This is a genomic window from Pseudoalteromonas sp. S2893 (genome assembly GCF_005887105.1).
Classification (GTDB): domain Bacteria; phylum Pseudomonadota; class Gammaproteobacteria; order Enterobacterales; family Alteromonadaceae; genus Pseudoalteromonas; species Pseudoalteromonas atlantica.
The window spans coordinates 1-17,740 of record NZ_PNCY01000012.1 but is presented as its reverse complement, the minus strand read 5'-3'; the positions used below and the strand labels follow the sequence as shown (position 1 = coordinate 17,740).

Annotated in this window: 17 protein-coding genes and 4 tRNA genes; 13 read left to right on the top strand and 8 right to left on the bottom strand. The window is 42.0% G+C overall.

Annotated features, from left to right (window positions below; translation table 11 throughout):
* Positions 1-3: 3 nt before the first annotated feature.
* Positions 4-1,221: an S-methyl-5-thioribose kinase gene (gene mtnK / locus CWC04_RS07440; RefSeq protein WP_138685037.1), complete on the bottom strand. Its 1,218-nt coding sequence runs from the start codon at positions 1,219-1,221 to the stop codon at positions 4-6.
* A 128-nt stretch (positions 1,222-1,349) separates the two neighbouring features.
* Here mtnK and mtnA point away from each other — a divergent pair, with 128 nt between their 5' ends.
* On the top strand, positions 1,350-2,375 hold the full coding sequence (gene mtnA, locus CWC04_RS07435) for an S-methyl-5-thioribose-1-phosphate isomerase (RefSeq protein WP_138685036.1): 1,026 nt from the start codon (positions 1,350-1,352) through the stop codon (positions 2,373-2,375).
* 47 nt (positions 2,376-2,422) lie between these two features.
* Here the strand turns inward: mtnA and CWC04_RS07430 are convergent, their stop codons facing one another.
* The 3 genes from CWC04_RS07430 to CWC04_RS07420 are packed head-to-tail and all read right to left on the bottom strand — an operon-like array spanning position 2,423 to position 4,268.
* Positions 2,423-2,965, bottom strand: coding sequence for a 1,2-dihydroxy-3-keto-5-methylthiopentene dioxygenase (locus CWC04_RS07430; protein ID WP_121638140.1), 543 nt, complete (start codon positions 2,963-2,965; stop codon positions 2,423-2,425).
* On the bottom strand, positions 2,962-3,645 hold the full coding sequence (gene mtnC / locus CWC04_RS07425; RefSeq protein WP_138685035.1) for an acireductone synthase: 684 nt from the start codon (positions 3,643-3,645) through the stop codon (positions 2,962-2,964). Before mtnC ends, CWC04_RS07430 begins: the two co-directional genes overlap by 4 nt.
* Positions 3,645-4,268 (bottom strand): methylthioribulose 1-phosphate dehydratase, encoded by a 624-nt coding sequence (locus CWC04_RS07420; RefSeq protein WP_004587487.1) that lies wholly within the window; start codon positions 4,266-4,268, stop codon positions 3,645-3,647. Before CWC04_RS07420 ends, mtnC begins: the two co-directional genes overlap by 1 nt.
* A gap of 212 nt (positions 4,269-4,480) precedes the next feature.
* Between CWC04_RS07420 and CWC04_RS07415 the strand changes: the two genes are divergently transcribed.
* The 3 genes from CWC04_RS07415 (at position 4,481) to CWC04_RS07405 (ending at position 7,871) form a co-directional block, all read left to right on the top strand.
* Entirely contained in the window at positions 4,481-5,623 is a 1,143-nt protein-coding gene (locus CWC04_RS07415) for a methionine aminotransferase (protein ID WP_138685034.1), read from the top strand.
* Positions 5,611-6,384: an amidohydrolase gene (locus CWC04_RS07410; protein ID WP_126008575.1), complete on the top strand. Its 774-nt coding sequence runs from the start codon at positions 5,611-5,613 to the stop codon at positions 6,382-6,384. Before CWC04_RS07415 ends, CWC04_RS07410 begins: the two co-directional genes overlap by 13 nt.
* Before the next feature lie 68 nt (positions 6,385-6,452).
* Positions 6,453-7,871, top strand: coding sequence for a mannose-1-phosphate guanylyltransferase/mannose-6-phosphate isomerase (locus CWC04_RS07405; protein ID WP_138685033.1), 1,419 nt, complete (start codon positions 6,453-6,455; stop codon positions 7,869-7,871).
* Between the two features lie 28 nt (positions 7,872-7,899).
* On the opposite strand, the gene CWC04_RS07400 is transcribed toward CWC04_RS07405, so the two are convergent.
* The 3 genes from CWC04_RS07400 to CWC04_RS07390 form a co-directional block, all read right to left on the bottom strand.
* Positions 7,900-10,056, bottom strand: coding sequence for a response regulator (locus CWC04_RS07400; RefSeq protein WP_024033948.1), 2,157 nt, complete (start codon positions 10,054-10,056; stop codon positions 7,900-7,902).
* Positions 10,057-10,172: 116 nt separating this feature from the next.
* On the bottom strand, positions 10,173-10,829 hold the full coding sequence (locus CWC04_RS07395) for a helix-turn-helix transcriptional regulator (protein WP_004587492.1): 657 nt from the start codon (positions 10,827-10,829) through the stop codon (positions 10,173-10,175).
* A gap of 219 nt (positions 10,830-11,048) precedes the next feature.
* Positions 11,049-11,420 carry a histidine triad nucleotide-binding protein gene (locus CWC04_RS07390; protein WP_138685032.1) on the bottom strand — a complete coding sequence of 124 codons (372 nt, stop codon included), beginning with the start codon at positions 11,418-11,420 and terminating at the stop codon, positions 11,049-11,051.
* Positions 11,421-11,508: 88 nt separating this feature from the next.
* Here CWC04_RS07390 and CWC04_RS07385 point away from each other — a divergent pair, with 88 nt between their 5' ends.
* The gene (locus CWC04_RS07385) at positions 11,509-12,120 is read left to right on the top strand and encodes a DUF2057 domain-containing protein (RefSeq protein WP_029772876.1); all 612 of its coding nucleotides are present in this window, start codon (positions 11,509-11,511) and stop codon (positions 12,118-12,120) included.
* 169 nt (positions 12,121-12,289) lie between these two features.
* Here the strand turns inward: CWC04_RS07385 and CWC04_RS07380 are convergent, their stop codons facing one another.
* Positions 12,290-14,134, bottom strand: a complete 1,845-nt coding sequence (locus CWC04_RS07380; RefSeq protein ID WP_029774313.1) for a M1 family metallopeptidase — start codon at positions 14,132-14,134, stop codon at positions 12,290-12,292.
* A gap of 133 nt (positions 14,135-14,267) precedes the next feature.
* Between CWC04_RS07380 and murB the strand changes: the two genes are divergently transcribed.
* From murB to CWC04_RS07340, 8 genes are all read left to right on the top strand, one after another.
* Positions 14,268-15,275: a UDP-N-acetylmuramate dehydrogenase gene (gene murB, locus CWC04_RS07375; RefSeq protein ID WP_138685031.1), complete on the top strand. Its 1,008-nt coding sequence runs from the start codon at positions 14,268-14,270 to the stop codon at positions 15,273-15,275.
* Positions 15,275-16,267 carry a bifunctional biotin--[acetyl-CoA-carboxylase] ligase/biotin operon repressor BirA gene (birA, locus tag CWC04_RS07370; RefSeq protein ID WP_138685030.1) on the top strand — a complete coding sequence of 331 codons (993 nt, stop codon included), beginning with the start codon at positions 15,275-15,277 and terminating at the stop codon, positions 16,265-16,267. The genes murB and birA overlap by 1 nt, the downstream gene beginning before the upstream one ends.
* Positions 16,264-16,989: a type III pantothenate kinase gene (locus CWC04_RS07365; RefSeq protein ID WP_138685029.1), complete on the top strand. Its 726-nt coding sequence runs from the start codon at positions 16,264-16,266 to the stop codon at positions 16,987-16,989. The genes birA and CWC04_RS07365 overlap by 4 nt, the downstream gene beginning before the upstream one ends.
* A 111-nt stretch (positions 16,990-17,100) precedes the next feature.
* Positions 17,101-17,176: transfer RNA gene (locus tag CWC04_RS07360), tRNA-Thr, on the top strand.
* 40 nt (positions 17,177-17,216) lie between these two features.
* Positions 17,217-17,301, top strand: a tRNA-Tyr gene (locus CWC04_RS07355).
* Positions 17,302-17,346: 45 nt separating this feature from the next.
* Positions 17,347-17,421, top strand: a tRNA-Gly gene (locus CWC04_RS07350).
* A gap of 11 nt (positions 17,422-17,432) precedes the next feature.
* A tRNA-Thr gene (locus tag CWC04_RS07345) sits at positions 17,433-17,508 on the top strand.
* A 135-nt stretch (positions 17,509-17,643) separates the two neighbouring features.
* The coding region (locus CWC04_RS07340) for a GTP-binding protein (protein WP_249318404.1) at positions 17,644-17,740 on the top strand (97 nt) is incomplete at its 3' end.

Here is a 17,740-nt window from a genome sequence, read left to right as displayed (position 1 = left end):
TTTTTAATTTAGCTGGCTTATTAATAAACTAAAAAAGGCATCTTTGCTGTCGCAGTTTTTGGCATTTAAAATAAGTTGCTCACCTAAGCTCAGCGTTTGTTTTTGTACTGCAAGGCGCGTATTTTCATCTTCAATGCTGTCAATATCTACCACATGCGCGAGCCCTATGGTGCGCCTAATTAGCTCTGTTCCACAATAGCCTATGGCGTCTTGTAATACGGTTTTCATAAAGTACTGTGGGTAGCCGTCGGTATTAAGGGTGTGATCTGTGCTGTGGTTGGCAATTAAAGCTAACCATTGTTGCTCAAATAAGTTATAGCTTTCAACAATGCAGCTAAGTAAATGCGTTTGATAGTTTCGTCGTGCTACAAACTCTTCAATATGCCCTGCTTGTGCGCAGTAATTTAATAGTAAATTGCCAATAAAAGAGCCTATATCAAAGCCAACAGGGCCAAAAAAGCCAAACTCGGGGTCAATCACTTTAGTGGTATTGGTATCTACAAAAATACTGCCGCTGTGCATATCGCCGTGCAGCAATGTTTGCGGGTTAGATAAAAAATTAGCTTTTAATTTCGCAACTTCTAACTTAAGTGCCGTGTTATCACGCAAAGCGTGTACATGTGTAGTAAGTTGCTCGTCAAAGTGATTGCGTTCGTGATCTGTATACGGATCGCTAAAAAATAAATCTTCTGTAATTTGGCAAAGCTCAGGGTTAGTAAATTGCTGCACTAGGGCCTTTTTATGCTGGGCGGTTAGGTAAAAATCTGAATTATAAAACCCGGTATGGCTTAAATACGTAGCTACGTGCTCGGCTAACCTAGGAAATTGCTCCGCGTTATTTTGCGCGGTACGCAATATTTTTAAGTGACCTAAATCTTCTAAAATGGTAAGTGCGTAAGCTTGGTTATAGTGCAGTACTTTAGCGGTGTTTTGTGGGCAAATAGCGCCATGATTAAGTAACACTTGCACCTCAATACGAGCTCTATCAAGCGTGAGCGGCCATGATTCACCTACACAACGAGCATAAGGCAGTGCTTGCTTTAGAATAATGCTGTTATGGTGCTCATCGCTAATTCTAAATACTAAATTAAGGTTACCGTCACCAAATTCGTACGCAGTTAAGCTGGCGCCAGCATTAAAAAAATCATACTGCTTAGAGTCAATTAGCGAATTTACATATTCAATTGCGCGCTGCGCATCAAACGCGACATAGTTAGCCATAGTGAGTTCTCAAATAACCTTTTTGGGCATTCTATACCTTTAAATGTTTAGATGTCTACAAGTCTAACTTGAGAGTTATTCAAACTGATGTAAAATACCCTTACGCATTTTATTTAAGCAGCCTCACCATGCAAAACCTTATCGCAAGCAGTTTAAAATATGAAAACGGCACATTAAGTGTGCTTGACCAGTATTTACTTCCTCATCAGCAGGTATGGCACGAATGCCATAGTGTTGAGACGATGAAGGAGCTGATCATCAGTTTAAAAATTCGTGGCGCACCATTAATAGGCTTAGGTGCGAGTTTGCTGGTTGCTCATTTAGCGCAGCAGGGGGGAACTCAAGCGGCGCTTGCAAAAGCAATTGATGAGCTTGAAGCCACAAGGCCAACCGCTGTTAATTTAATGCATTGCATGGCTATATTAAGAAAGGCTCTTAAAAGCGATGACTTTGTAGCAGCAGTGGTGTGCAGCGCAGAGCGCCTTTTTATTGAAGACATTGCCCTATGTGAGCGTATGACAACGCGCGGAGCTGAGCTTATAAACAGCGGCGACAATATTTTAACCCATTGTAATACCGGCGCATTAGCGACTGCTGGTATTGGTACAGCATTAGGCGTTATTTACAAAGCGCAGCAACAACACGGCAATATACATGTGTGGGTTGATGAAACGCGGCCCTTGTTGCAAGGCGGGCGTTTAACCGCGTTCGAACTTGAGCGCTGGCAAGTACCGTATACGCTTATTTGCGATAATATGGCAGCAAGTTTAATGGCCGCAGGCAAGGTAGATAAAATAGTGGTAGGCGCCGATCGTATTGCTGCTAATGGCGACTTTGCTAATAAAGTGGGAACTTATAATTTAGCTGTATTGGCGCATTTTCATGATATTCCTTTTTATGTTGTCGCGCCTTTAACTACGCTTGATACACAAACAGCTTGCGGTAGCGATATAGCAATAGAGCAGCGAAATAGCGCAGAGGTACGCGGCGTAAGTGGCAGTTTTGGTGAGGCGCTGTGGGCACCCACTAATGCCAATGTGTATAATCCCGCATTTGATGTAACACCTGCAAAACTTATAACAGCTTGGGTGTTAGATACCGGTGTTTACAATAAAAGTGATGTAGAGAGTGGCGCGTTAACAGCGCTTAAGTAGTTTTAAATATCGCTCCACTTATCCCTTTGTGGAGCGTATTACGTTTGCTATGCGAGCAACGGAAACTGCTTCGCAATTTCAGATTCGGTGCTTTTTGCAACCCAGCCCTCGGTATTATTAAATAATCGAATGGCGGTAAACTCTGGGTCGCTCCCCATATCAAACCAATGTGGTGTAAGAGTTGGGACCGAAATTAAGTCACCTTGCTGACATAATACTTGGTAAATTTTGGCATCAATATGTAGGCAAAATAACCCTTGGCCTTTTACAAAAAAGCGAACTTCGTCTTCACTATGAGTGTGCTCAAATAAAAACTTTTCTCGCATTTGTGCCGCTGCAGGATTACCTTTTGCAAGCGAAATAACATCTACCGTTTGGTAGCCATTTTGCGCTTTTAAGCGCGCTATATCATTTTTATACGCTGCAATAATTTGCTCATTTGTGGTGTGCTCATTAATGGGTGCAGTTGCTTGCCATTGTTCAAAACGTACATTTACCTTTGCTAATTGCTGAGTAATTTCGCTTAAATCGCGGGTATTTACCAGCGCATTACTTGGATTGTTGTTAGCATAAATTGTTAATTGGCTCATGCAAATTGCTCCAATTTAACTGTGCTAAAGTCATGTACGTATGGGTGCGCGCTATGTGCTTGGCCATCACGTATTAAGTGCAAGGTTTTAAGCCCTGCGGCTTTGGCTGCATCAAGCTCACCTGCCACATCACTTAAAAACAAGATTTCGTTAGCACTAAAAGGGAGCTGGTTAACTATAGTGTTATAGGCTGCTTGCTCTTGCTTTGCGCCGACTTTGGTATCAAAAAAATCATTAAACAGGGGGCGAATATCGCCATAGTCACTGTATTTAAAGAGTAACTGCTGCGCCCTTATCGAGCCTGATGAATACACATAGAGTGCGGTACCTTGAGCGTGCTGAGCTTGTAAAAACTCAAACGCATCTGCGTATAGGTGGCCTTTAAAATCACCGTGCTCGTAGCCCGTTTGCCAAATTAGCCCTTGTATTTGCTTTAAAGGGGTAATTTTTTTATCTTCTTCAATCCACTTTAGTAACACGCTAATGACATTTTCTATATCGGCATCTGGCTCATTAATAATGGCTTTAACAGCCGCTATTTGCTCAGCGACATGGGGTTTATTTTCGTTTAAGCGCATAAACGTTGCTAGTTGTTTAGCTGCATACGGAAACAACACCTCTTTTACAAATGAGATACGTGTTATGGTGCCTTCAATATCAGTTAAAATTGCTTTTATCATTATAGCTGTGCCCCAATACCTTCTATTTTTAACCGTTCCAGCTCGCAACTAAATAAAAACTCTAACCCTTCTAAATGGCGAAGTGCTTGCTTGTAATTACGCCCTACTACATAAACGCCATGCCCACGAATTAACACTGCATGTTCAATGGGTGTATGTAAGTGGTGATCACTAAGCAGCAAGCTTAAGCGGTCTATGTCTTGGTCGTTTTCAAAAATAGGGATGCTCAGGGTATCTAAATGCGAGGTTACCCCACTGAGTGACTTTTGCATTTCGTAACCGCTTAAATTTAATGCATGGCTTTTAATTACACGCGATAGTACGGTGGCTGCTACTGAGTGAGTATGCAGCACTACGTTTGCGTGCGGAATAAGCTTATACATGCCTAGGTGCAGTTGCGTTTCGGCCGATGGGTTGCCAGCACCTTTGGTGCGATTACCTTGATGATCAAGCTCAATGAACGTGTGTGTACCGAGCTGACCTTTATCAAAGCCGCTAGCGGTAACCACATACCCTGTTGCGGTGCGCGCCGAAAAATTTCCGCCGGTGGCGGGAACCCAGCCTTTTTGACTGATCCATTTTCCGGCTTCAATAAGTTGCGAAATAGCGGTATTGTTGTGCATACATTCCTCACCAATGAGTGTAATACCAATGCGTAATAATACTTAATGCATTTGAGGCGCTAAACCAAACGCGAGCTGCGTTTTTGCTACCTCAAAATAGCTAAGTTAATTGAGCAAATTGATATAAAGCTATTTAATTTTAGACGGCTATACTTCTGTTTTAAGCAATGATAGCATCGCTTTAAGCGCAAAACCATCATTAAGGGCCTGTCGTGTTTGAAAGTAAATTACCAAATTTAAGTGTTAGTATATTTAGCCAAATGAGTGGCTTGGCAAGTCAGCATTCGGCAATAAATTTATCGCAGGGTTTTCCTGAGTTTGATGCGCCAGAACTACTGAAAAACCAGCTAAATTTTTATGTTCAGCAAGGGGTTAATCAATACTCGCCATCCAGTGGTGTGCCCCGTTTACAGCAACAAATAGCAAATTTAGTTTCGCGTAAATACGCGGCTAATATTGATGCAGCTGAGCAAGTTACGGTAACGTCGGGCGCCACCGAAGCATTATTTGTGGCTATTCAAACTATAGTACGCCCCGATGATGAAGTCATTGTGTTTGACCCCGCTTATGATTCTTACCAGCCTGCCATTGAGCTTGCTGGCGGTAAAACAGTTCATATTGCATTGCATGCCCCCGATTACGCTATTGATTGGCAAACTGTTCGCAGCGCAGTGAGCAAAAACACGCGCGCTATAATTATTAATACGCCACACAACCCAAGCGGAAAAATACTTAAAAGCCATGATATAAACGCGCTTAAATTGTTAGTCAACGATCACGATTTATATGTAATAAGTGATGAAGTTTACGAGCATATTACCTTTGATGGCGATAAGCACTTAAGCATGCTTTGTGATGAGCAGCTACGTGAAAAAAGCTTTGTTATATCAAGCTTTGGCAAAACGTTTCACAGTACCGGCTGGAAAATGGGGTACTGTGTTGCGCCTGCACCACTTGCTACTGAATTTAGAAAAATACACCAGTACGTTACCTTTTCAAGCTTTACACCTGCACAACACGCATTGGCCGACATGCTTGAACAACAAGGCGAGCATGTCGATGAGCTGAGTAATTTTTATCAGCAAAAGCGCGACTTACTGGCACAGCACTTAAGTGAGAGCCGTTTTAATATTTTACCAAGCCAAGGTACGTACTTTTTATTGCTCGATTACAGTGAGGTGTCTGATCTTAATGATGTGGATTTTTGCCACTGGTTAGTAGAGCAAGCTGGGGTTGCTGCTATTCCTTTAAGTGTGTTTTATAAGCAACCTTCAAATGATAAAGTGATTCGACTGTGTTTTGCTAAAAACGATGAAACCTTAATAGAGGCCGCGCAAATATTATGTCAACTTTAACGCTTACACTCGTTCAAAGTGCGCTGCATTGGCTTGATAAAGACGCCAATCTAGCCATGTTTGATAAAAAATTAGCAGCGATGAGCGCTCAACCTGATTTAATTTTACTACCCGAAACCTTCGCCACAGGCTTTGCTATTAATCTTGATTGCGCAGAACCCGAAAATGGCAAAGTGTTGAGCTGGCTAAAAACCCAAGCACATAAACATAAAGCCGTTATTGCAGGTTCGGTTTTGGTTGCTCAAGGCGATAAAAAAGCGAATCGCTTTTATTGGGTGACCCCAAGTGGCGAGGTAAATTATTACGATAAACGTCATTTATTTCGCTTAGGTAGTGAGGGCGATTACGTTGTCGCAGGGCAAGCACGTAAAACGTTTGAAATTAACGGTTTTAAGTTACTGCCGCAAGTATGTTACGACTTGCGCTTTCCGGTTTTTCAGCGCAACAATAATGATTACGATGTAATGATAAACGTTGCTAACTGGCCTGCGGTTCGTCGCCATATTTGGGATACGCTATTAATGGCGCGCGCTATGGAAAACCTATGTTATGTAGTAGCCGTTAACCGTGTTGGCGACGATGGCAATGGTGTTGCGCACAATGGCGGCACGGCTGTATACGACTTTAAAGGCGATACACTCGCCAAAGCAAAAGACAATACACAAGAGTTACTTACTGTAACACTTGAAAAAGCACCGCTTGATGATTTTAAAGCCTCGTTTCCTGCTTATTTAGATGCCGACGCGTTTACCTTGGTATAAATCGCTAAGCATTAGCGCCTAGCCAATAAAGTGCTAAAATAGCCGCTGATATGTTTATTGGCGGCTTTATGAATACAACCCTTATAACACCGGTAATTTTAGCGGGCGGCATTGGCACACGGTTATGGCCGCTTTCTCGCCAAGCTATGCCTAAGCAATTTTTACCTCTGCTTGATAACAAACACTCACTATTACAAAGTACGTTAGCGCGTGTATCGGGCAAGGGGTTTGCAAAGCCAATACTTGTTTGTAACGAACAGCACCGTTTTATTGCTACTGAGCAAAGTGCACAGGCCGCTCCTCATGCACTTTTGTTAGAGCCGCAGGGTAAAAATACCGCGCCGGCTATTGCGCTGGCAGCACACTACGCTTTACAGCAAGGCATAACTGGGCCAATACTGGTGATGCCTGCCGATCATCATATATCCAACTTTACTGAGCTCACACTTAAATTAAACGATGCAATTGAATTAGCCCAGCAAGGTATGTTGGTCACGTTTTCAATTACACCAACACAGCCCCACACTGGGTTTGGCTACATTAAACAAGGTAGTAAAATAGCGGGCTCAAATTGCTATAAAGTGGCTGAATTTAAAGAGAAGCCAAGCTTGGCTACCGCTGAGCATTATTTAACTCAAGGCGGTTATAGCTGGAATAGCGGCATGTTTTTATTTACACCACAAGCCTATTTAAATGAGCTAGAACGCTTTGCACCAAAAATTGCACTCAGTGTAAGCGCGGCGGCTAATTTCTCTGACGATTTAGGGTTTACAAGGCCGGTAAGTGAGCCACTTAAAACCTGCCCAAGTGACTCTATCGATTACGCCATTTTAGAGCGCAGTAATAATGTAGCAGTATTGCCTGTTGCTCTTAATTGGAGTGATGTAGGCAGCTTTAGTGCCTTGGCTAGCCTTATTAAAAAAGATGCACATGGCAATAATGAAAACGACAGCCATACCGCGCAAAATAGTACGAATAATTTTGTTATAAGCGAAAACGATCACAGCGTTGCTACCCTTGGGGTTAGCGACTTAGCCATTATTCATACCCACGATGCCACCCTCGTTGCCAATAAAAACAAGCTCGATGGTCTGCCTTTATTGCTCAAGCAATTAGCGGTTAGCCAAAGTGATAAACTCAATCATCATCAGGTTGTATATCGGCCATGGGGCAATTACCGCACTTTGGTTGAAGGTGGTGGTTTTAAAGTTAAAAAAATAACTGTTAATAGCGGTGCTAAACTTTCAACGCAGCGCCATCAGCATCGTGCAGAGCATTGGGTGGTGGTATCGGGTATTGCCGATGTACGTATTGATAAGCAAGCATTAACACTTAGCCACGACCAATCTTGCTACATTGCAGCAAAACAAATACACAGCTTAGCGAACAATCAAAAAGAGCCGCTAATTGTCATTGAAGTACAAACTGGCGCCGTACTAGATGAAAGTGACATAGAGCGATTTGATGATAGGTATGGAAGAGAGTAAACAGCTTAATCTGTAATAGAAAAGCCCATTAACTTAACTGCCCGCGCACGTACTTTAAGTATTGTTCTAGGCTGCGCTGCCATAGCTCTAACGCCTCATCTAGCAGGTTATTATGGGGTTTGTTATCAAGCAGGCGGCGCTCTATTTTTTTAAGCTCAATACCGTAACGGTTAAAGCCTAATTGCAGCGCCGTGCTTGCTTGGCGGTGCAATAATTTAATGCACTGCTCTGGTTGCTGGTCAATAAGTTCTTGGCATCGGGTTAGTTTAGTCCGTGCTGAGAGTACAAATTCATTGTAAATCGACGACACTTCATCCTCACTAAATGAGCTGGTTAGTGTTTCTGCTGCGGTTTCGTCGTACAAAGTGTCTACTAGCTCTACAGCTATATTTGCAGTTTGATTGGATTGTGAATCACTCAGTGCTTGGCGAAGCTTTTGCTGCTTAATTGGTTTGCCTACTATGTCTTTTATTCCCAGAGCTAAGTATTCTTTTACCTCATCAGGGCTTAAGCTTGCTGTAAAGGCCAGTACGGGCGTGCGCTGGTTTTTATGCTCCAAACGCTGCAAACGTTTTAATACCTCTTGGCCGGTAAAGTCTGGCAGGTTCATATCCAGTAAAATAACGTCAAAGTGATGTGTTTGCAGCAGTTCAATAGCGCTTTTACCATCTTTGGCGAGCTTTATTTTATGCTCATCTTCGGCCATAAACTCAATGGCAATTTTTTGATTCAAATCTAAATCTTCGACTAGCAGTACTTCAAGGCCGGTTAAGTAGTCTTTGTTTTGATGGCGCTGCTCTACCAAACTAAGCTCCCCTAGCGTAAAGGTGGTGGTAAAGCTAAACACGCTACCAGTGCCTAGTTGACTGGTTATTTCTAAACGGCTGCCTAGCTTTTCTAGTAAGCGGCTGGTGATGGCAAGCCCAAGGCCGGTGCCGCCTTTTTCTTTGCCGGCGCTACTTTGTACGTAGGGTTCGGTTAAGTAGGCTATTTCGTCTTTTTCGATACCAGGGCCTGAGTCTTTAACGCTAATTTTTATGGTGTGCTCAAGCTGCCTGTCGCTTATTAAATCAACCTGAATTTTTACTATACCGTGGTCGGTAAACTTAATGGCGTTACCAACAAGGTTAATAATAATTTGCCTCAATTTTTGCTGATCGCAGTAGTAACAGGCTTGTTCAGGGATATTACATACCAGTTCAAACTTAAGCTGCTTTTGCTCCGCCAATGGGCTGAGTAATAAACACAAATTGTTTAACCAGGTTTTAAATTCAATGTCTTCTTCGTAAAGTGCTTCATCACTTTGATCTAGGCTTGCGTAGTCGAGCACTTTATCAACCAGTAAATTTAATGACTCGGCTGAATTAATGATGGCCTCACAATAGGCTTTATTGCGGGTGTCTGTGCTTTGGTTCATAACCAATTGGGCGCTGCCTAATATGCCATTAAGGGGGGTGCGAATTTCATGGCTAATCGTTGATAAAAACAGGCCTCTAATTTCTAAATCTTTTTGGGCTTTGTCGGCCAGCTTGTTAAGATTTTTTTCTCTGCGTTCATTACACAAAAGCGCCATACCGGCGGCATAAAACATAGGTGCAATAACGCCATTTAAAAACAGTAAGCTACTAAACCATGGGCTTTGCAATAGCAGGGGTTGTTCAATATTAACCATAAATAGTGAGCGGCTAATAAAGCTCAGGCCAACTAAAGTTAATATTAAAATGTAAACAATGGTGCCATTAGGGTAGGGCTTTCGGGCATATTTAATAAATAAAAACAGCAAAAAAGCGGCTTCTGCAATGTGCTGTACATCCGAGACGTAAATTCGCTCGCGTAAAGAAGGGTCAATAAAAGAATAATATCCCAACATTACGGCGCTAAACGCGGTAAAGGAGCACAGTAGCTTAAATCCAATACCCCGATAATCTAAAAATTGGCATATGGCCAAGCTGTGCACAATTGATGCGCCAAACATCATACTGCTGGCAATACTAATCACAATAAGGTTGTGCGTTTTACCAATAAGCGTAAAGCCAATTACTGCGCCTAGTAATAAAACCGGGTAAAAAATATAAAGCAGAGTACCTGGGGTACTTTTGTTGGTACGCCAAGTTAAAAAGTTAAGAAGGGTCATTACAATAATAACGGCAATGCTGGCAAAAAAGAGGGTAAATGAGTCGAGCATAGAGGTTCCAGCAATGGGTACTTTAAATAGAGTAATAAAAAGCGATTAATTTAACAAGCATGCGGCATAAACAAAAACAGGCACCATAAGTGCCTGTTTTTAAATTACGAAATTGATTAACGAATTTCGTCTGGAATGTTTTGTTGAGCCCAAGATAGTAGCTCAATACGGTTACGACATTTAGTTTTTCTAAATGCGCTGTATAAATGTGTTTTAACTGTGTGTGGGCTGATGCTTAAATCTTCAGCAATTTCTTTGTTTTTAGAACCCTTACTCATTAACGAGATTATTGCTTTTTCTCGTTTAGTGAGTTTAATTGGCTCTATGTCACCTTCGGTCAGCTTGTGTAGTGCGTCTTTATTAAACTGCAGCATGCGGTTTAATGCATTACACATAATGTCACGTCTGTACCAAAGCTGATCTTCTAAAAGTAAGCGAATACCTTTCATTAATACATCAGCGTTATCTGTCGTATAAAACACGCCACGAATACCGCTCAAAAGCGCGCGGTTAGCGAGCTCTGGGTTTTCGTCTAGGTTAAATAATACGATATCGCACTTGGTGCGCAGGTTAACTAGCTGTTCTTTTAGTTTACCCCATGCATCGTTACTTGATGTTTCAATGAACAGTAATCGAGTCCCTTCTGGTACATCTAAAATATTTGTACCCGTGGTTACGTCAAGGCCTTGCGTTTTTAACAAAGGTTCTAAAACGTTAATGCCAATGGTGTTAATTGGCTCTTGATCTAATAACAAAAAGGCTGAACTGCTCATGTTTTTATACTCTTTTTATAAAGCTGACTAGTTAAGTTTATCACGACTTCCACACCTTTTGTATTAGAAAGTCGGGTTTCGCCTTGTGAACAAGTACGATTTTACGATTATTTAAACATAAAATGTTGCAAATAAGTAATTATTTTTCACTTTATATACATGATTAACCATAACATTTGTAACTAGCCAAATACTAATAATTCCAGTGAATTTTTATTATTAAATTTTTAATTTTTTAGCTTCTTGATACGGAGGCCAGCCCATTTCTTTGCCTGCAAGCATATGTAAATGTATGTGATACACGGTTTGCCCGCCGTGTTTATTGCAGTTCATTACTACTCTGTAGCCATCGTCACTAAAGTTAAATTGCTTGGCTAATTTAGCAGCAGTCTCGTATAAATTTCCAACTAAATGTGAGTTTTCGCTATTAATATCATTGATAGTGGCAATTGCTTTTTTTGGAATAATTAACACATGAAAAGGAGCTTGCGGGTTTATGTCTTTAAATGCAAGGGTGGTGTCGTCTTCGTAAATAATGTCGGCGGGAATTTCGCGGTTAATAATTTTTGTAAATATTGTTTCTGTGCTCATAATCGTTTCAGTGTAAGGGTTGAATTTAAAGTCACTAATGACAAATTTTGTTTGCAGTGTCAAACTCAAAACAAATAAAGGAGTTTTTATGCGTAAACCAATGTTAATAACTGCAGCTGCGGCACTATTGATGAGTATGTCAGTAAGTGCCGGAAATATTCACTTTCCTGAAGAGTTAGTGCCTTTACAAGTCGGCGAAAGAGTGATTGAAAGCTCTTTATTTAGCCGCGTTGACGACATTGAACTTGCCCCAGGGTCTTATCGATTAAAATTAAAATACACCGATTTATACGAGCTAGGCTTTGACGACCATGAGGTAATAGAGTCTGAACCGTTTTGGGTAGATATTACTATTGACGATAACAAAGACTACGACATGGTGTTTAATCGTGCCGATAACGCGGTATCAGCGAAAATATTTGCTGAGGCACCACAGGTAAGTTTAAAAGCAAAGGGCGCGTCTGTGGCACAGCCGCTTAGTGTTATTTCAAATACACAGCTTGCAAGTCAAAAGCCTGCTTTACAAAATACGGTGCCAGCGGGTCCAACGCGTCCAAGCCAACCTATTAAGCCTATTGCGCCTATTAATGGCAAAGGCATGCCAAGTGCACCGCAAATGCTAGAATTTTGGTGGCAGCAAGCCACGATTGCTGAGCGAAAGGCCTTTTTAGAAAAGGTAACGAACCAAGGCGCTGAGTAATAAACTTATCTCAAGCTAATAATGTTAAGCGCTAACTTCGCTGAGCTTAGTTACAGTTTTTAGCTTGAGAAAATTACAGTATTAAAAAAGGCCGATAAATCGGCCTTTTTTAATGGTTTTGCTGTTTTACCCTAAAGGTCTAAACACCTTTTGGGTTGGCACAGGTTGCTTATTTATCAAATAAAGCGTCAATGGTGCCTTGTGCAAGCGGGTGGTAGCCTGGGCGTGCTTTGATGTATACATCATGTGCCCACTCACGCTTACCATTTTTAATAAGTGCTTTGTATAACGGCACAATTAATTTACGGCGGCCAATACCTGATAAATGCTTATCAAGCGCTGGGTAAATAGGTTGGTAACCATTACCTACCGCTAACATAAACCATGCAAACGCGCGCTCTGCATTGGTTGATTGCGTTAAGTTAAATTGCTTATCAAGCTCGCTCATCTTATCTAAGCTTAAATCACGTGGTAGGTTATTTAAAAAGTGTAACCACTCGTGCACTGTCCATTGAGCCGTAGGTAATTGTGCTGCGCTTGTTTCACCTTTTAACCATGCTGCGCTTGCTGTATCTACTTTATCAAACGCATCCGATGTGGGGTTAGGTGCATCGCTTGGTAAACCTGGCTCAAAAATCCACTCATTCACTTTATCCATGCTTACAACGCCTGGATATTTTTCAATTAAGTTAGCTTTTAAATAAGTAACAAATTGCGCAGTAGTCAGCGATTTAAATGCAAACTCATTAAAGTAGGTCTTAACAAAGTCATCAAACTTATCACGGCCGTATTTTTCTTCTAGGTAGATTAAAAATAGCTGACCTTTAGTGTATGGCACTGAGCTAAATGCATCATCTGGATCGCGGCCATTAAGTTTTAAATTAAGGCGAGTATCGGGTGCATCAATGGTTTTAAGCTGAGCACGTAAGCCTGCTGCATCTAAAGCTTGCTCCATTACGGCGCGGTCGCGGCCAAACACTTCTTCCATAATGCGGTTTTCAACGTAAGAGGTAAAACCTTCGTTTAACCATAAATCTTCCCACGTCGCGTTGGTAACTAAGTTACCAGACCAAGAGTGTGCAAGCTCATGGGCAATAAGGTTTACTAAGCTTTTATCGCCAGCAACTACGGTAGGGGTAATAAACGAAAGACGCGGGTTTTCCATACCACCAAACGGAAAGCTAGGCGGTAACATTAATAAATCGTAACGGCCCCATGCATACTCACCATACATTTCGTTGGTTTTGTCGATCATGGCTTGGGTGTCGTTAAACTCGGCAACCGAAGCGTCTAAAATTTCAGGCTCGGCAAATATACCTGTTTGTTTTGACATGGCTTTGAATTCTAAATTACCTGCACCAATCGCAATTAAGTACGGCGAAATAGCTTGAGGCATCTCAAAGTGGTAGTCGCCATCTTTGTATAGTGCGTCTTTGTTATCGGCGCTCATTACGGCACGTATATCTTTTGGTGTATGAATACGGGCAGAGTAAGTAACGCGCATGGCTGGGGTATCTTGTACCGGTAACCAGCTACGAGCGTGAATAGCCTGCGATTGGCTGTACATAAACGGGTGCGTTTTGCTGGCTGTTTGCTCTGGTGTTAACCATTGCAGGCCAGATGCTTCTGGGCGGCTGTTGTAGTAAATTCGTACTTTTGGCGCTTGGCTTTTTAAAGTAATTGTTAGTTTTGAGCCTTTAACATCATCGCGATCTGCCAGTGTAAATTTAGCTTTGTGCCAATCGCCCGAGGTGTCTTGGTACATTACTTTATCAATGTCTAAGTCGCGGGTATCAAGTACCAGCTTTTTACTCGTGTCATTGTTCCACTTTAGCGTGTGCTCAACAAAACCTTCTAATTGCTTGTCGGCAAAATCGACATCTAAATCAAGGTTTAAGTGTGTTGTTACCACATCATCTAGGTTGGCGTATGAGTTTTGATCAATCGCGTTTGCCATTGCTTGCGAGCACATACCGGCCATAGCGAGGCTTAAAAAAAGAGGTTTAATTTTCATAAAATACCCTGAACACTAATAATAAGTGCAGGTTTTATATCATGATTGATACAGCGGGTTGAGTGATTTTTACATTCTTTGCGACAATAAGGTAAACTACTGCGATTAGTTACCAGTACACTCAGAGACCTTTGTGGCGCACTCATTAAAACCTTTACATACCTTTGCACTAAACAATCAATGCCAGCATTTTGTTGAAATAACCTCGGTTGAGCAACTTAAAGCACACCGTTTTAGTGCTCCGTTTTGTTTATTAGGGGAAGGCAGCAACACAATCTTTTTAGAAAACTACGCAGGCACCGTAATTAAAATGGCCACTAAGGGCATTACTATTACCGAGCGTGAAAATGATGTACTAGTGAGTGCAGCTGCGGGCGAGAACTGGCATAACCTAGTAAGCTATTTACTTGATAAAAATATTGCAGGGCTTGAAAACCTAGCGCTTATTCCGGGCACTGTTGGGGCGTCGCCGGTACAAAATATTGGTGCTTATGGTGTTGAGCTCGCTCAATTTGTAGAGTCGGTTGAATACATTGATATAGCCACAAAAACCAAAGTGACTTTAACTAACGCACAGTGTGAGTTTGCTTATCGTGACTCTATTTTTAAACATGCTTTAAAAAACAAAGCGGTGATCACTCAAGTTAGTTTAGCGCTCCCTAAAATGTGGCAGCCAGTTTTAAGTTATGGCCCACTCAAAGTATTGCAAAATCCCACCCCTAAAATGGTATTTGAGCAGGTTATTGAAATTCGTAACGCTAAGCTGCCAAACCCATACACTTTAGCCAATGCGGGTAGTTTTTTTAAAAATCCGATTATTAGCAATGCGCGTTTAGAAGCGCTGCTTGTGCGGTTTAATGATTTACCTCATTACCCCTATGGGGAAAGCCATCACAAAGTGGCGGCAGGTTGGCTAATAGACCAAGCGGGCTTGAAGGGCTTTACAGTAGCAGGGATTGAGGTGCATCAGCAGCAGGCGCTGGTATTAGTAAATCATGGTGATAGTAAAGGGCGCGATTTAATCACTATGATCACGCATATACAAAATACGGTGTTTGCACGTTACGGCATAATGCTAGAGCACGAAGTAAGGCTTATAAACACAAATAGTGAATGCCATATTATTACGGAGCACGCGTAATGAAAGCACCAGATGGAAATAAACTAGCTATATTAAACGCACTTAACCAAGGTGGCTTTGTATCGGGCCAAGTCCTTGGCGAGCAACTAGGTATAAGCCGTGCTGCAGTGAGTAAACATATTCAAACACTGCAAGACATGGGGCTCGATATATTTAAAGTGACGGGTAAAGGTTACAGTTTAAACAATGCGGTGGGTTTGCTAAACCAAGCCGATATAACCAAACATTACCATGCATTAGGTGCCAATACAGCCCAAGTAGAAGTACACCCTATTATAGATTCAACCAACAGCGAGCTAATGCGCCGTATTCAAAATAAAGTCGCGCTTGAGTCTGGCACTGTTGTGGTTGCCGAAATGCAGCAAGCCGGGCGCGGAAGGCGAGGGCGGGTATGGCAATCTCCGTTTGGCGCTAATTTATATTACAGTTATTTTTGGCGTTTAGATGATGGCCTGCAAGCTGCTATGGGCGTATCAATTGCAGTAGGGCTTGCGGTATATGATGCTATAAAAGCACTTTATGATATAGACATTGAACTTAAATGGCCAAACGACATATACATAAATAAGCAAAAACTAGCCGGAGTATTAGTTGAGCTAGATGGGCAACCGCAAGGCCCTTGTCAGCTAGTCATTGGTATTGGCATAAATTTACACATGCCGCAAAACACCAGCGAACACATTGACCAAGCATGGACAGATTTAAGTCAACACACCACCGCGCTTGATAAAAACCAGTTAGTTGCTTCGCTTACCTTTTATTTAGAGCAGCGTTTGGCAGATTACCAGCAAGACGGGCTAAACAGCATGTACGCACAGTGGAACGCCCTAAACGCCTTTGCAGGAGAATGCGTAGAGCTAAATACGGGGCACAGAAGCTGGCGGGGTATTTGTGAGGGTATTGATCAGCACGGCGGAATACGTATTCGCCAAGACGGCGAAGTTAAAAGTTACTATGGCGGCGAAATCTCGTTAAGAAAGGCCGAATTATGAAACTGCTAATAGATGTAGGTAATACGTCATTAAAAGCGGCCTTATGGCGCGAACAACAAGCAACGCCCGTTTCTATGAGCGACGTGCCGTGGCAAGCAATAACTGAGGTTGTGTATGCTTGTGTAGGTAACAGTGAATTATTAAATGACGCACTCACATTAGCCGCCAAAAAAAGCATTCCGTGTTTTGAGGCGCATGTTAGTAAAAATCTCAGTGGCTTAAGCTGCGCATATGAACAGGTTAGCAATTTAGGTATTGATCGCTGGCTTGCGCTGGTGGCAGGTTTTACACTTTACCCTAACACACCATGCATTATTGTTGATGCTGGCACTGCAACCACTATTGATGTGCTGAGCGGCGAAGGCGAGCACTTAGGGGGCTGGATATTGCCCGGCCTTGACTTAATGACTCGCTCATTAACACAAAATACTCAGCGCGTGTTTGATGATGCCAATACCCCCTTTTTAAACGAGCTAGGTAAAAACACACCCAACGGATTAAAAAATGGCGCGCTGGTGGCAACATTAGGCGCTATTGAGCAGGCCAAATACCAACTTAAACACGTAACAGGCGAACAAAAACCACAAATTTTGTGCGCCGGTGGTTACGGTTTGCTGTTACAGCAACAAATAAGTGGCAGTATTTTTGATTCTTTATTGGTTATGAAAGGATTAAATTATTGGCATGAGCTAAGTAAAAACGACGAAAAACAGCAAAATTAAGCACTTTTGCATGAATTGTGAGCATTTAAGCTAAAAAATTACATTTTTTTTAATTTTATAGTTGCATCATAATAAACCTTACTCTAATATCTCGCCCCGTACTAAAGCAGTGCCGACTTAGCTCAGCTGGTAGAGCAACTGACTTGTAATCAGTAGGTCAACCGTTCGACTCGGTTAGTCGGCACCACTTTCCTTTTACCGAAAGTGAATTAGTAAAGAATTATCGTGGAGGGGTTCCCGAGCGGCCAAAGGGATCAGACTGTAAATCTGACGGCTCAGCCTTCGCTGGTTCGAATCCAGCTCCCTCCACCACTTTATTCTTGACGGTTAGAGGTAGTTTAAGAACAGGTTCCTAAAGCGGGCATCGTATAATGGCTATTACCTCAGCCTTCCAAGCTGATGATGCGGGTTCGATTCCCGCTGCCCGCTCCAATTATGGTGTTGCTGATATAGCTCAGTTGGTAGAGCGCACCCTTGGTAAGGGTGAGGTCGGCAGTTCAAATCTGCCTATCAGCACCAGTCATATGAATCTCCTTGAATACTTCCTTTATCTGTCAGAAAAAACTATTTGAAATTTGAAAAAATTAAATTAATCTACCTCTGGTGGATTATTTTCATATGTAATCTAGATACACAAAACTGATAGGTTCCGTCATGGCAAAAGAAAAGTTTGAACGCGTAAAACCGCACGTAAACGTTGGTACAATCGGCCACGTTGACCACGGTAAAACTACACTAACTGCAGCAATCT